Origin of the sequence: Streptomyces sp. NPDC014734, from assembly GCF_043083325.1 — a bacterium.
GTDB lineage: Bacteria > Actinomycetota > Actinomycetes > Streptomycetales > Streptomycetaceae > Streptomyces.
Window position 1 is genome coordinate 94227 of the sequence record NZ_JBIBYN010000008.1, and the last position, 13792, is coordinate 108018.

The 13792-nt window shown below is 67.4% G+C and carries 11 protein-coding genes and 1 tRNA gene; 10 read left to right on the forward strand and 2 right to left on the reverse strand.

Features of this window, described 5'->3' with window-relative positions; translation table 11 throughout:
• Positions 1 to 71: 71 nt before the first annotated feature.
• The 8 genes from ACF1CT_RS15325 to ACF1CT_RS15360 all read left to right on the forward strand — a co-directional run bounded on the left by ACF1CT_RS15325 (position 72) and on the right by ACF1CT_RS15360 (position 10452).
• A complete protein-coding gene (locus tag ACF1CT_RS15325; protein ID WP_391784298.1) occupies positions 72 to 2348 on the forward strand; it encodes an FdhF/YdeP family oxidoreductase in 2277 nt (758 codons plus the stop codon).
• A 116-nt stretch (positions 2349 to 2464) separates the two neighbouring features.
• Positions 2465 to 3322 (forward strand): class I SAM-dependent methyltransferase, encoded by an 858-nt coding sequence (locus tag ACF1CT_RS15330; RefSeq protein ID WP_391784299.1) that lies wholly within the window; start codon positions 2465 to 2467, stop codon positions 3320 to 3322.
• 268 nt (positions 3323 to 3590) lie between these two features.
• Positions 3591 to 4061 (forward strand): PaaI family thioesterase, encoded by a 471-nt coding sequence (locus tag ACF1CT_RS15335; protein WP_376239163.1) that lies wholly within the window; start codon positions 3591 to 3593, stop codon positions 4059 to 4061.
• 676 nt (positions 4062 to 4737) lie between these two features.
• Positions 4738 to 5952, forward strand: a complete 1215-nt coding sequence (locus ACF1CT_RS15340) for a branched-chain amino acid ABC transporter substrate-binding protein (RefSeq protein ID WP_391784491.1) — start codon at positions 4738 to 4740, stop codon at positions 5950 to 5952.
• A 111-nt stretch (positions 5953 to 6063) separates the two neighbouring features.
• The gene (locus tag ACF1CT_RS15345; RefSeq protein ID WP_391784300.1) at positions 6064 to 6993 is read left to right on the forward strand and encodes a branched-chain amino acid ABC transporter permease; all 930 of its coding nucleotides are present in this window, start codon (positions 6064 to 6066) and stop codon (positions 6991 to 6993) included.
• 5 nt (positions 6994 to 6998) lie between these two features.
• On the forward strand, positions 6999 to 8795 hold the full coding sequence (locus ACF1CT_RS15350) for a branched-chain amino acid ABC transporter permease (RefSeq protein WP_391784301.1): 1797 nt from the start codon (positions 6999 to 7001) through the stop codon (positions 8793 to 8795).
• A 5-nt stretch (positions 8796 to 8800) separates the two neighbouring features.
• Positions 8801 to 9739, forward strand: coding sequence for an ABC transporter ATP-binding protein (locus tag ACF1CT_RS15355; protein ID WP_391784492.1), 939 nt, complete (start codon positions 8801 to 8803; stop codon positions 9737 to 9739).
• Positions 9736 to 10452, forward strand: coding sequence for an ABC transporter ATP-binding protein (locus ACF1CT_RS15360; protein ID WP_391784302.1), 717 nt, complete (start codon positions 9736 to 9738; stop codon positions 10450 to 10452). The genes ACF1CT_RS15355 and ACF1CT_RS15360 overlap by 4 nt, the downstream gene beginning before the upstream one ends.
• 106 nt (positions 10453 to 10558) lie before the next feature.
• On the opposite strand, the gene ACF1CT_RS15365 is transcribed toward ACF1CT_RS15360, so the two are convergent.
• Positions 10559 to 11218: an ANTAR domain-containing response regulator gene (locus ACF1CT_RS15365; protein WP_391784303.1), complete on the reverse strand. Its 660-nt coding sequence runs from the start codon at positions 11216 to 11218 to the stop codon at positions 10559 to 10561.
• A 98-nt stretch (positions 11219 to 11316) separates the two neighbouring features.
• Between ACF1CT_RS15365 and ACF1CT_RS15370 the strand changes: the two genes are divergently transcribed.
• A tRNA-Leu gene (locus tag ACF1CT_RS15370) sits at positions 11317 to 11391 on the forward strand.
• Positions 11392 to 11500: 109 nt separating this feature from the next.
• Positions 11501 to 12265, forward strand: coding sequence for a transcriptional regulator (locus tag ACF1CT_RS15375; protein WP_391784304.1), 765 nt, complete (start codon positions 11501 to 11503; stop codon positions 12263 to 12265).
• Positions 12266 to 12272: 7 nt separating this feature from the next.
• On the opposite strand, the gene pyk is transcribed toward ACF1CT_RS15375, so the two are convergent.
• Positions 12273 to 13706 carry a pyruvate kinase gene (gene pyk / locus ACF1CT_RS15380; RefSeq protein WP_391784305.1) on the reverse strand — a complete coding sequence of 478 codons (1434 nt, stop codon included), beginning with the start codon at positions 13704 to 13706 and terminating at the stop codon, positions 12273 to 12275.
• Positions 13707 to 13792 lie beyond the last annotated feature (86 nt).

The following is a 13792-nucleotide window of genomic DNA, read 5'->3' on the forward strand; positions in this document are numbered from 1 at the left end:
GGCCGCCGCACGGCGCGCACACCCCCACGGCACGCGCCACGGGACCGCGCCCGACCGAAGGGAAGTCCACCATGGCCACGAAGCCGCCCACCGGTGACCCGGTCCAGGACGCCCCGCGGGTCGAACCGGCACCGCACGCCGCCGCCGGCCTGCCTGCCGTCGCCCACAGCCTCCGCATCGCCCACCAGCAGATGGGCGTACGACGCACCGCGCGGACCCTCCTCAAGGTCAACCAGAAGAACGGCTTCGACTGCCCCGGCTGCGCCTGGCCCGAGGGCGACGCACGACACACCGCGGAATTCTGCGAGAACGGCGCCAAGGCCGTCGCCGAGGAGGCGACACTGCGCCGCGTCACCCCCGAGTTCTTCGCCGCGCACCCGGTCGCCGACCTCGCCGAACGCAGCGGCTACTGGCTCGGCCAGCAGGGCCGGATCACCCACCCGATGTACCTGCCCGAGGGCGCCGAACGCTACGAGCCGATCACCTGGGAACGCGCCTTCTCCGTCATCGCCGAGGAACTGCGCGCACTCGACTCCCCCGACGAGGCAGTCTTCTACACCTCGGGCCGCACCAGCAACGAGGCGGCGTTCCTGCTCCAGCTCCTCGCCCGCGAATTCGGCACCAACAACCTCCCAGACTGTTCCAACATGTGCCACGAGTCCTCCGGCTCGGCACTCACCGAGACCATCGGCGTCGGCAAGGGCAGCGTCTCCCTCGAAGACCTCCACCGCGCCGACCTGATCATCGTCGCCGGACAGAACCCCGGCACCAACCACCCCCGCATGCTCTCCGCCCTGGAGAAGGCCAAGTCCGCGGGCGCCAAGATCATTTCGGTGAACCCGCTGCCCGAGGCCGGTCTGGAACGGTTCAAGAACCCGCAGACCCCGCACGGCATGCTCAGGGGCACCCCGCTCACCGACCTCTTCCTCCAGATCCGCATCGGCGGCGACCAGGCACTCTTCCGGCTCCTCAACACACTGATCCTCCGGGCCGGCGACGCCGTCGACGAGACCTTCGTCCGGGAACACACCCACGGCTACGAGGAATTCGCCGCCGCGGCCCACGAAACCGACTGGGAACAGACCCTCACCGCCACCGGCCTCGACCGCACCGCCATCGAGCAGGCCCTCGCGATGGTCCTCGCCTCGAAACGCACCATCGTCTGCTGGGCCATGGGCCTCACCCAGCACAAACACTCCGTGCCCACGATCCGCGAAATCGTCAACTTCCTCCTCCTGCGCGGCAACATCGGCCGCCCCGGCGCCGGAGTCTGCCCCGTGCGCGGCCACTCCAACGTCCAGGGCGACCGCACCATGGGCATCTTCGAACGCCCCTCCCCCGCCTTCCTCGACGCACTCGACAAAGAGTTCTCCATCACCTCACCCCGCCACCACGGCTACGACGTCGTCCGCGCCATCCGGGCACTGCGCGACGGCGACGCCAAGGTCTTCCTCGCCATGGGGGGCAACTTCGTCGCCGCCACCCCCGACACCCGGGTCACCGAGGCCGCGATGCGCCGCGCCCGCCTCACCGTCCACGTCTCCACCAAGCTCAACCGCTCCCACACGGTCACCGGCACCCGGGCCCTGATCCTGCCCACCCTCGGCCGCACCGACAAGGACGTCCAGGCCGGCGGCAAACAGTTCGTCACGGTCGAGGACTCCATGAGCATGGTCCACTCCTCACGCGGCAACCTCACCCCCGCGAGCCCACACCTGCTCTCCGAACCCGCCATCGTCGCCCGCCTCGCCCGCGCCACCCTCGGCCCCGCCTCGGCCACTCCCTGGGAGGAGTTCGAGAAGGACTACGCCACGATCCGCGACCGCATCTCCCGCGTCGTCCCCGGCTTCGAGGACTTCAACGCCCGCGTCGCCCGCCCCGGCGGCTTCGCCCTCCCCCACGCCCCGCGCGACGAACGCCGCTTCCCCACCACGACCGGCAGGGCCAACTTCACCGCGGCCCCCGTCGAATACCCCGAACTCCCCGCAGGAAGACTGCTGTTGCAGACACTGCGCTCCCACGACCAGTACAACACCACCATCTACGGCCTCGACGACCGCTACCGCGGCATCAAGGACGGCCGCCGCGTCGTCCTCGTCAACCCCGACGACGCCCACGAACTCGGCCTCACCGACGGCGCCCGCACCGACCTCGTCGGCGAATGGAAGGACGGAGTGGAACGCCGCGCCCCGGGCTTCCGCATCGTGCACTACCCGACCGCCCGCGGCTGCGCCGCCGCCTACTACCCCGAGACCAACGTGCTGGTCCCCCTCGATGCCACGGCCGACATCAGCAACACCCCCGCCAGCAAATCCGTCGTCATACGTTTCGAGAACGTCCGGGATTGAGCGCCACCCGCCGCACCACCGGCAGCGACCCGGCCCCCGGGACACCCGAACGCGACACGAAGAACGAGCGCGACAAGAAGTAGAGGACAAGAAGCAGACAGACAGAAGGAAGGCACATGGCGGACGAACGGGCCGGCACACCGGACAACACCGCGCTACGGGTCGCCCTCTGGCGGGCGATGCACGTCCGGATCGATCCGCCACCGCATGTCATCGAGGACGAGATCGGCCTGCGGCTGGCCGCGCCCGACGGCGACTGGCGCCGACGCCCCGACATGGACCCCCACGCCACCAGGGGATTCCGGGCGGCCGTCGTGGCCCGCGCCCGTTTCGTCGAGGACCTCGTCCGTGAACAGGCCGCCCACGGCGTCACGCAGTACGTGATCCTGGGAGCCGGCCTCGACACCTTCGCCCAACGCAGACCCGAAACGGCCTCACGCCTTCGGGTCTTCGAGATCGACAAGCCCGCCACCCAGTCCTGGAAACGCCGTCGCCTTGTCGAGCTCGGCTACGGCATCCCCGATTGGCTGCGTCTGGTACCGGTCGACTTCGAGGCCGGTGACTCCTGGCCGGAGCGGCTGACCGCCGCAGGATTCGACCGGACCCGACCCGCGGTCGTCGTCTCCACCGGCGTCATCATGTACCTCACCGAGGACGCGACAGCCGCCACCCTGCACCGGATCGCCGAACTAGCCCCCGGCACGACGCTCGCCATGACCTTCCTGCTGCCCCCCGAGCTCGTCGCCCCCGCCGACCGCCCCGGCCTTCGCAGGAGCAAGGAGGGCGCACAGGTGTCCGGAACGCCGTTCCTCAGCTTCTACACCCCGCAGGACATGCTGTCCCTGGCCCACGAAGCGGGCTTCGCCGACGCACAGCACGTACCGGGAGCCCAGCTCGCCGAGCGCTACTTCGCCGGTCGCGACGACGGGCTGCGCCCGTCGAGCGGAGAGGACTTCCTGCTGGCCACCGTCTGACCGCCCGCCCCGCCCCGCGTCCGGACCGCTGCCGGAACGGGAAAGGGGAACGGGGACGGGGACGGGGACGGGACCATCGCCAGGACCGGGACCGGGACCGTCGCCGTGGACGGAGCCACGGCCGGAAACGGAACCGCGGCCGGAACGGGGAACGCGCAAGGGTTCGCGGTCCACGGCCGACCCACTAAGCGCCCGCTCAGTCGTCTGATATGAACGACGCAGAAAGCACCGAACCACGAACCAACGCAGACGATCGGAGCCGGACCCCATGGGCGAGCACACCACACCCACGTTCCCCCAGGAGATCATCGACGAGTACGCCGCACTCGGCGTCGACCTCCCCGCCCTCTTCTCCGCCGGCCACCTCGGCGAACGCATGGGCGTCACGATCGTCGAAGCATCCGCCGACCGGGTCGTCGGCACCATGCCCGTCGAGGGCAACACCCAGCCGTACGGGCTGCTCCACGGCGGCGCGTCCGCCGTCCTCGCCGAAACCCTCGGCTCGGTCGGATCCATGCTCCACGGCGGCGCCACGAAGATCGCCGTCGGCGTCGACCTGAACTGCACCCACCACCGAGGCGTACGCAGCGGACTCGTCACGGGCACCGCCACCCCCGTGCACCGCGGCCGCTCCACCGCCACCTACGAAATCGTCATCACCGACGAACACGACAAGCGGGTCTGCACCGCCCGCCTCACCTGCCTGCTGCGCGACGCACCACGCCCCGACGCCGCCTGACCGAAACACAACGCACCACGCCGCACACCCGGCCCACCACTGCCCGACCGGCACACAATCCGGTCGGGCAGTCGCATTCCCTCACACAACCACCAAGTGAACAGGCCCAGTTGAGCAATTTCCTCAGTCAACTCCCTTGACCTCCAAACCCCTTGTATGGCCCACTCGGCACGCCGACAACTTCGACCACTCGCCCCGAACACGCAACACCGCGTCAATCACACCACCCCAAAAGTCACGCTGCGTAATCGCCATGCGATGTGTGCAGGCCACAACACACACCCCGGACCAGGCCCCCACGCCGACCGGGCACCTCGCCGCGCCCGCACCCGCACCCGCCCCCGCCCACCACGCGCGACAGCAGCAAGAACCCCTCAAGCCCCTTAGCAGAGCTGCGTGTTCTCACCATGCGGTCAATTTCGGCGGCCGGTAAAAAACCGTACATGTCCGCACAGCCACCTCAAGCCTTGCTCAAGGGCATAACAAGAAAGTCACATCCTGCGGCGGACCCATCCCCCACCACCACACCTGCGCCTAGAGTCACGGCCAGTCACCGCGCCGCCGGGCGCGTCACCCAGCACGGCCCTGTACCAACCCGTACGGCCCGGCGAACGAAACGGCACCTCATGCAGAGGAGGCCGCGCCAGGGAAAGGACCTTTCGTGCGACACCGTTCTTTGCTCATACTCACCACAGTGCTCACCACAGGAGCACTGACACTCACGGCCTGCGGGTCGCGCGACGACAGCAACAACAGCAGCGGCGGCGACGGCGACACCAAAACCGTCGTCATCGGCCTCGACGCCCCCATCACCGGCGACCTCTCCGCCCTCGGCCTCGGCATCAAGAACTCCGCCGACCTCGCCGCCAAGACGGCCAACAAGGAGAAGCTCGTCCCCGGCATCACGTTCGAGGTCAAGCCGCTCGACGACCAGGCGCAGCCCTCCGTCGGCCAGCAGAACGCCCAGAAGTTCATCGACGACAAGACCGTGGTCGGCGTCGTCGGCCCCCTGAACTCCGGCGTCTCCCAGTCGATGCAGAAGCCCCTCAACGACGCCGGCCTCACCCAGGTCTCCCCCGCCAACACCGGCACCGAGCTGACCCAGGGCGAGAACTGGAAGTCCGGCGACAAGAAGCGCCCCTTCAAGACCTACTTCCGCACCGCCACCACGGACCAGATCCAGGGCGCCTTCGCCGCGAAGTACCTCTACAACAACGCGAAGATCAACCAGGTCTACCTCATCGACGACCAGAAGCCCTACGGCGCCGGCCTCGCCGCTTCCTTCAAGAACACCTTCACCGCCCTCGGCGGCAAGATCGTCGGCACCGACCACGTCAACCCCGACGACCGCGACTTCAACGCCGTCGTCACCCAGGTCAAGAAGTCCGGCGCCAAGGCCGTCTACTACGGCGGCGAATACCCCGCCGGCGCCCCCCTGAGCCAGCAGCTCAAGGACAGCGTCCAGATCCCCCTCATGGGCGGCGACGGCATGTACAGCGCCGACTTCATCAAGCTCAACAAGAAGGCCCAGGGCGACATCGCCACCTCCGTCGGCAAGCCCGTCGAAGAACTCGAATCCGCCAAGAAGTTCATCGCCGACTACAAGACCGCCGGATACAAGGACGCCTACGAGGCCTACGGCGGCGGCACCTACGACGCCACCTGGTCCATCATCGAAGCCGTCAAGATCGCCGTCGCCGACAACAACGGCAAGGCCCCCGACGACCTCCGCGCCAAGGTCCTCGAAGCCATGGCCAAGGTCAAGTTCGACGGCGTCACCGGCCCCGTCTCCTTCGACGAATTCGGCGACACCACCAACACCATGATGACCGCCTACCAGGTCGACGGCGGCAAGTGGGCCTCCAAGCTCAGCGAGGTCTACAAGCCCTGACCCCACCCGCCCCTCCCGGGCACCCGCACTGACACGACACCCAGACCGCGCGGGAGCGCTACCAGCGCCCCGCGCGGTGCCATATCCGAACCACTCCACGGAGGCCCTGCGGTGAACGAACTGCCGCAACAGCTGGCCAATGGACTCATCCTCGGCGCGATGTACGGACTCATCGCGATCGGCTACACGATGGTCTACGGAATCATCCAGCTCATCAACTTCGCCCACGGCGAGATCTTCATGATCGGAGGCTTCGGAGCTCTCACCGTGTACCTCTGGATGCCGGCCGGCGTCTCCCTCCTCGCGATCATCCCACTCATGATCATCGGCGGCGTCATATGCTCCGTCGCCATCAGCACCGCCGCAGAACGCTTCGCCTACCGCCCCCTGCGCGGCGCACCCCGACTCGCCCCCCTCATCACCGCCATCGGGCTCTCCCTCGCACTCCAGCAAGCCATCTGGAAGTGGTACCCCGACGCCAAGAAGGACCGCTCCTTCCCCCAGTTCAAGGGCGAAGCCCTCGACATCTTCGGCGCCCACATCCAACGCGGTGACCTCTTCGTCCTCATCACCGCCCCCCTCTGCATGATCGCCCTCGGCCTCTTCGTCTCCAAGACCCGCACCGGCCGCGGCATGCAAGCCACCAGCCAGGACCCCGACACCGCGAAGCTCATGGGCATCAACACCGACCGCATCATCGTCATGGCCTTCGCCATCGGCGCCGCGTTCGCCGCCGTCGCAGCCGTCGCCTACGGGCTCAAAAACGGCCAGATCGGCTTCAAAATGGGCTTCATCATGGGCCTCAAAGCCTTCACCGCAGCCGTACTCGGCGGCATCGGCAACATCTACGGCGCCATGCTCGGCGGAGTCGTCCTCGGCATCGCCGAATCCCTCGCCACCGGCTACATGAGCAACGTCCCCGGCATGGAACTCTTCGGCGGCGGCGCCTGGAAGGACGTATGGGCCTTCGTCCTCCTCATCGTCGTCCTGCTCCTGCGCCCCCAGGGCCTGCTCGGCGAACGCGTCGCGGATCGGGCGTGATACGGATGACCACCAACCACACCACACCCACCACCGCCCCCCTCCTCCCCATCCCCGCGAACACGGCCCGCATCGGCACCCTCGCCGGCACCGCCGTCGCCCTCGCCGGCACCTTCCTCGCCTGGACCTGGACCAAGGAATTCCCCGGCGACCTCACCGTCACCGGCTACCCCGGCGGCCTCCAGGTCCTCACCCTCATCAGCGCCGCACTCACCCTGCTGATGACCCTCTCCGGCTACGGCATCCGCGGCCTCGGATGGCTCACCCCCGGCGGCACCAACAGCCCCGTCCGCCTCCTCGCCCTCGGCACCCTCGGCACCACCGGCTACGCCGCCGGCGCCATCTCCTACGACCTCGGCGGCGCCGTCAACCTCGAACCCGGCGCCTACGTCAGCACCGCCGGCGCACTCATCGCCGCCATCGCCGCCCTCGGACTCCCCGGCGACCACCCCCACACCACCACCGGCGCCACCACCTGGGAACGCTTCCGCGAAAGCCTCCGCGCCCCCACCGCACCCCACGCCAAGGCCCTCCCCGACTGGGCCGAAATCCTCATCATCATCGCCTCGTTCGGCATCGGTCTCTACGCCTTCACCTACGGCATCGACACCGACTACACCGAACTCTTCATCGGCTTCCTCATCACCACCGGCTTCGCCTTCACCGCACTCCACCGAGCCGGAGTCATCTCCCGACTCACCGCACTGACCGCGAAGCACCGCAACATCACCCTCGCCGCAGCCCTCGTCGCAGCCGTCTGCTTCCCCTTCACCCAGCAGAAAGAGGAATACGCGCTCGTCGGCGCCAACATCCTCATCTTCGGCACCGTCGCACTCGGCCTCAACGTCGTCGTCGGCCTCGCCGGCCTCCTCGACCTCGGATACGTCGCCTTCCTCGGCGTCGGCGCCTACGCCGCAGCCCTCGTCTCCGGCTCCACCATGTCCGCCATCGGCGTCCAGTTCCCCTTCTGGGCCGCCGTCCTCACCGGAGCCGCAGCCTCACTCGTCTTCGGCGTCCTCATCGGCGCACCCACCCTCCGACTCCGCGGCGACTACCTCGCCATCGTCACCCTCGGCTTCGGTGAAATCTTCCGCCTCACCGTCAACAACCTCAACGGCAACAGCGGACCCGACCTCACCAACGGCTCCCAAGGCATCCCCAGCATCCCCGACCTCGACTTCTTCGGATTCGACTTCGGCACCAGACACGACATCCTCGGCTTCACCCTCGGCAGGTCGGCCAACTACTACCTGCTGATGCTCGTCTTCACCGCCGTCGTCGTCCTCGTCTTCCGCCGCTCCGGAGAATCCCGCATCGGCCGCGCCTGGGTCGCCATCCGCGAAGACGAAACCGCCGCCACCGCCATGGGCATCAACGCCTTCCGGCTCAAACTCATCGCCTTCGCCCTCGGCGCCACCCTCGCCGGACTCGCCGGAACCGTCCAGGCACACGTCAACTACACCGTCACACCCGAGCAATACCAGTTCGCCGGCTCCGTACCCCCCAACTCCGCCTTCCTCCTCGCCGCCGTCATCCTCGGCGGCATGGGAACCCTCAGCGGACCCCTCGTCGGGGCCGCACTCCTCTACCTCATCCCGGCCAAACTCCAGTTCATGCAGGACTACCAGCTCTTCCTCTTCGGCGTCGCACTCATCCTCCTGATGCGCCTGCGCCCCGAAGGACTGGTCGCCGACCGCAGGAAGCAGCTCGAATTCCACGAGACCGACCAGCCCGACGAACCGGAACCACGCCAGTCCCAGGAAACCGGCACCGGCACCGGCATCGCCAAGGCGGGGGCGTGACCACCATGACCACCACCACGAAAACCGCCACCACCGTCCTCGACGCCAACGGCGTCACCATGCGCTTCGGCGGCCTCACCGCAGTACGCGGCGTCGACCTCACCGTCAACGCCGGTGAAATCGTCGGACTCATCGGCCCCAACGGCGCCGGCAAAACCACCTTCTTCAACTGCCTCACCGGCCTCTACGTCCCCACCGAGGGCAAGGTCAGCTACAAAGGCACCGTCCTGCCCCCCAAACCCCACCTCGTCACCCAGGCAGGCATCGCCCGCACCTTCCAGAACATCCGGCTCTTCGCCAACATGACCGTCCTGGAGAACGTCCTCGTCGGACGACACACCCGGACCAAGGAAGGCCTCTGGTCCGCCCTCCTGCGCCTCCCCGGCTTCACCAAGGCCGAGAACGCCAGCCGCGAACGCGCCATGGAACTCCTGGAGTTCATCGGTCTCGCGGACAAGGCCGACCACCTCGCGCGCAACCTCCCCTACGGAGACCAGCGCAAACTGGAAATCGCCCGCGCACTCGCCAGCGAACCCGGCCTCCTGCTCCTCGACGAACCCACCGCCGGCATGAACCCGCAGGAAACCCGCGTCACCGAAGAACTCATCTTCGCCATCCGCGACCAGGGCATCGCCGTCCTCGTCATCGAGCACGACATGCGGTTCATCTTCAACCTCTGCGACCGCGTCGCCGTCCTCGTCCAGGGCGAAAAACTCGTCGAAGGCACCGCCGACATCGTCCAGAGCGACGAACGCGTCGTCGCCGCCTACCTCGGCACCCCCTTCGAAGGCGCCCCCGGCGCCGAAGAAGTCGCCGAAGTGGAAGCCGCCGAAGCAGGCACCACCACCGAACCGACCCAACCCGCAGACACCACCACCGAACCGACCGACACCACCAGCACGACCGGCGCCACCACCGGCAACGAGGAGGAGGACGCCCGATGACCGCACTTCTGGAGGTCGAGGACCTCCGCGTCGCCTACGGCAAGATCGAAGCCGTCAAAGGCATCTCCTTCACCGTCGAAGCCGGCCAGATCGTCACCCTCATCGGCACCAACGGCGCCGGCAAGACCACCACCCTGCGCACCCTCTCCGGACTCCTCAAGCCCGCAGGAGGCCGCATCACCTTCGACGGCAAACCCCTCGGCAACGTCCCCGCCCACAAGATCGTCGCCCTGGGCCTCGCCCACTCCCCCGAGGGACGCCACATCTTCCCCCGGCTGACGATCACCGAAAACCTCCAGCTCGGCGCCTACCTCCGCAGCGACAAGGCAGGCATCGAGAAGGACATCCAGCGCGCCTACGACCTCTTCCCCATCCTCGGGGAACGCCGCAAACAGGCCGCCGGAACCCTCTCGGGCGGCGAACAGCAGATGCTCGCCATGGGCAGGGCCCTCATGTGCCAGCCCAAACTCCTCATGCTCGACGAACCCTCCATGGGCCTCTCCCCCATCATGATGCAGAAGATCATGGAGACCATCGTCGAACTCAAGGCCCAGGGCACCACCATCCTGCTCGTCGAACAGAACGCCCAGGCCGCACTCTCCCTCGCCGACCAGGGCCACGTCATGGAAGTCGGCAAGATCGTCCTCTCCGGCACCGGCACGGACCTCCTGCACGACGAATCCGTCCGCAAGGCCTACCTCGGCGAGGACTGACCACCCACACAGAAACACACGGAGAAACGCACACAGAAGGGGCCCGCACCCGGATTCACCGATCCGGACGCGGGCCCCTTCCCCGCACACACCCACAAGCAACCGACTACTCGGCCGCCTTCTTCTCCTCGGCCCGCTTCTCCTCGGCATCCGCGATCAACGCCTCGGCAAGCTGCTGCATCGACAGCCGACGATCCATCGACGTCTTCTGGATCCACCGGAACGCAGCAGGCTCCGACAGCCCGTAATCCGTCTGCAGAATGCTCTTCGCCCGGTCCACCAGCTTCCGCGTCTCCAGCCGCTGCGCCAGATCCGCGACCTCGCTCTCCAGCGCCTTCAGCTCCGCGAACCGCGACACGGCCATCTCGATGGCCGGCACCACGTCACTCTTGCTGAACGGCTTCACGAGATACGCCATCGCCCCGGCGTCCCGGGCCCGCTCCACGAGATCGCGCTGCGAGAACGCGGTGAGCATCAGGACCGGCGCGATGGACTCCTCCGCGATCTTCTCGGCGGCGGAGATCCCGTCCAGGACCGGCATCTTCACGTCCAGGATGACCAGGTCCGGCCGGTGCTCCCGGGCCAGCTCGACGGCCCTCTGCCCGTCCCCGGCCTCGCCGACGACCGCGTAGCCCTCCTCCTCCAGCATCTCTTTGAGATCGAGGCGGATGAGCGCCTCGTCCTCGGCGATGACGACGCGCGTCGTCAACGGCGGAACGTGCGACTTGTCATCGTCGGCGGGCTGGGGCGACTCGGGCGTGGTCACGGGGCTCCTCGTTCAAGAACGGTACTACTGCCAAGCAGCCTACCCAGCTGCGGTAAGGTAGGTGCCCAGCGGGTTGAAGAACACCTTCGATTCGTCGAGCCCCGGTAGTCCAATTGGTTAGAGACAATGGATTCAAAACCCATCCAGTGTCGGTTCGAGTCCGACTCGGGGCACTTTTCCTTCATTTCGAAGGTCGTAAGTCGATAGTGGGACTTCACTTGATCGTGTGACTGTCCCGCGAAGTCCGCTCGCAGGCATGAGGCTCGGACCAAGGTCGGCTGCGTGTACGACCTCGAAACGCGCCGACGAGCCTTGGCGCTCATTGACCAGGGCTTCAGTCAGAACTCTGTAAGCAAGCAGACAGGCATCTCACGCGCCGCCATCCGTTCATGGCAGACGCGGGTGGAACCCTGGCGCCACGGACAGTCCGCAACCTGCCCCAGATGTAGCAACCCACCGAACGACTTCGAAGTCCCCTCCGCCTACGTCTACTTACTGGGGCTCTACCTCGGAGACGGGTACATCATCCGCGCCAAGCGGGATGTGTACTTCCTCCGCATCGCGTGCGCTGATACCTGGCCCGGCCTCATCGAGGCCTGCTCCGAGGCCATGCAGGCTGTACGCCCTGAGAACAAGGTGTTCCGGGTCCAACGCCAGGGCTGCCAATACGTCTCCTGCCACAGCAAGCATTGGCCCTGCTTCTTCCCTCAGCACGGCCCCGGCAAGAAGCACGAGCGCGAGATCACTCTCGAACCATGGCAACAGCATCTCGTCGGCACCCATCCGTGGGAATTCGTCCGAGGCCTCATTCATTCCGACGGCTGCCGCATCACCAACTGGACAACTCGTATCGTTGCCGGAGAAAAACGCCGTTACGAATATCCGCGCTACTTCTTCACCAATCTGTCCTCCGACATCATCGGGCTGTTCACCGGTGCTCTCGACCTCGTCGGTGTCGAATGGAAGCGGGCCAACTCACGGAACATCTCCGTCGCCCGACGGGCGTCCGTCGCGCTGATGGACGCCCACGTCGGGCCGAAGTACTGACACGGTCCTACCGTGCGCCGTCGTCCTCGCCGATGCGGTGCACCCGGACCAGGTTCGTCGAGCCCGGGACGCCCGGCGGGGAGCCGGCCGTGATCACGACGACGTCACCCATCTGACAGCGGCCGATCCTGAGCAGTTCCTCGTCGACCTGGGCCACCATCGCGTCCGTGGAGTCGACGTGCGGGCCGAGGAAGGTCTCGACGCCCCAGGTCAGGTTCAGCTGGGAACGGGTGGCGGGTTCCGGCGTGAAGGCCAGGAGCGGGATGGGCGAGCGGTAGCGGGAGAGGCGCCTGACGGTGTCGCCGCTCTGGGTGAAGGCGACCAGGAACTTCGCACCGAGGAAATCGCCCATCTCCGCGGCGGCCCGGGCGACGGCGCCGCCCTGGGTGCGGGGCTTGTTGCGCTCGGTGAGGGGCGAGAGGCCCTTGGCGAGGAGGTCCTCCTCGGCGGCCTCGACGATGCGGGCCATCGTGCGGACGGTCTCGACGACGTACCTGCCGACGCTGGTCTCGCCCGAGAGCATCACCGCGTCGGTGCCGTCGATGACGGCGTTCGCGACGTCGGACGCCTCGGCGCGGGTGGGGCGGGAGTTGTCGATCATAGAGTCGAGCATCTGAGTGGCGACGATGACCGGCTTGGCGTTGCGCTTGGCGAGTTTGATCGCGCGCTTCTGGACGATCGGTACTTGTTCCAGGGGCATTTCGACGCCGAGGTCGCCGCGGGCGACCATGATGCCGTCGAAGGCGGCGACGATGCCGTCGATGTTCTCGACGGCCTGGGGTTTCTCGATCTTGGCGATGACGGGGAGGCGGCGGCCCTCCTCGTCCATGATGCGGTGGACGTCCTCGATGTCGCGTCCGCTGCGCACGAAGGACAGGGCGATGACGTCGGCGCCGGTGCGCAGGGCCCAGCGGAGGTCTTCGATGTCCTTGTCGGAGAGTGCGGGGACGGAGACGGCGACGCCGGGGAGGTTGAGGCCCTTGTGGTCGGAGACCATGCCGCCTTCGATGACGGTGGTGTGGACGCGGGGGCCGTCGACGTCGGTGACTTCGAGGGTGACGCGGCCGTCGTCGACGAGGATGCGTTCGCCGGGGGTGACGTCGGCGGCGAGGCCGTCGTAGGTGGTGCCGCTGGTGTGGCGGTCGCCCTCGGTGGGTTCGACGGTGATGGTGAAGGTGTCGCCGCGTTCGAGGAGTACGGGTCCTTCGCGGAAGCGGCCGAGGCGGATCTTCGGGCCCTGGAGGTCGGCGAGGATGCCGACGCTGCGTCCGGTCTCGTCGGCGGCCTTGCGCACGCGGCGGTATCGCTCTTCGTGTTCGTCGTAGGTGCCGTGGCTGAGGTTGAGGCGGGCGATGTCCATTCCCGCTTCGACGAGTTCCTTGATCCGGTCGTACGAGGTGGTGGCGGGGCCCAGGGTACAAACGATTTTTGCTCGGCGCATGCTTCGACCCTAGACCTTACCTACGGGTAGTTATTTGGCCGCGTGTGACTACCCAACGTCCTTTGGATGAAAGGTTGTTGACAAGT

Bases quoted from the DNA above. Each gene is read 5' to 3' on its own strand.
- ACF1CT_RS15335 (WP_376239163.1), top strand. From the start codon at position 3,591: ATGGGCGAGCACACCACACCCACGTTCCCCCAGGAGATCATCGACGAG.
- ACF1CT_RS15360 (WP_391784302.1), top strand. From the start codon at position 9,736: ATGACCGCACTTCTGGAGGTCGAGGACCTCCGCGTCGCCTACGGCAAG.
- ACF1CT_RS15325 (WP_391784298.1), top strand. From the start codon at position 72: ATGGCCACGAAGCCGCCCACCGGTGACCCGGTCCAGGACGCCCCGCGG.
- ACF1CT_RS15350 (WP_391784301.1), top strand. From the start codon at position 6,999: ATGACCACCAACCACACCACACCCACCACCGCCCCCCTCCTCCCCATC.
- ACF1CT_RS15355 (WP_391784492.1), top strand. From the start codon at position 8,801: ATGACCACCACCACGAAAACCGCCACCACCGTCCTCGACGCCAACGGC.
- pyk (WP_391784305.1), bottom strand. From the start codon at position 13,706: ATGCGCCGAGCAAAAATCGTTTGTACCCTGGGCCCCGCCACCACCTCG.
- ACF1CT_RS15330 (WP_391784299.1), top strand. From the start codon at position 2,465: ATGGCGGACGAACGGGCCGGCACACCGGACAACACCGCGCTACGGGTC.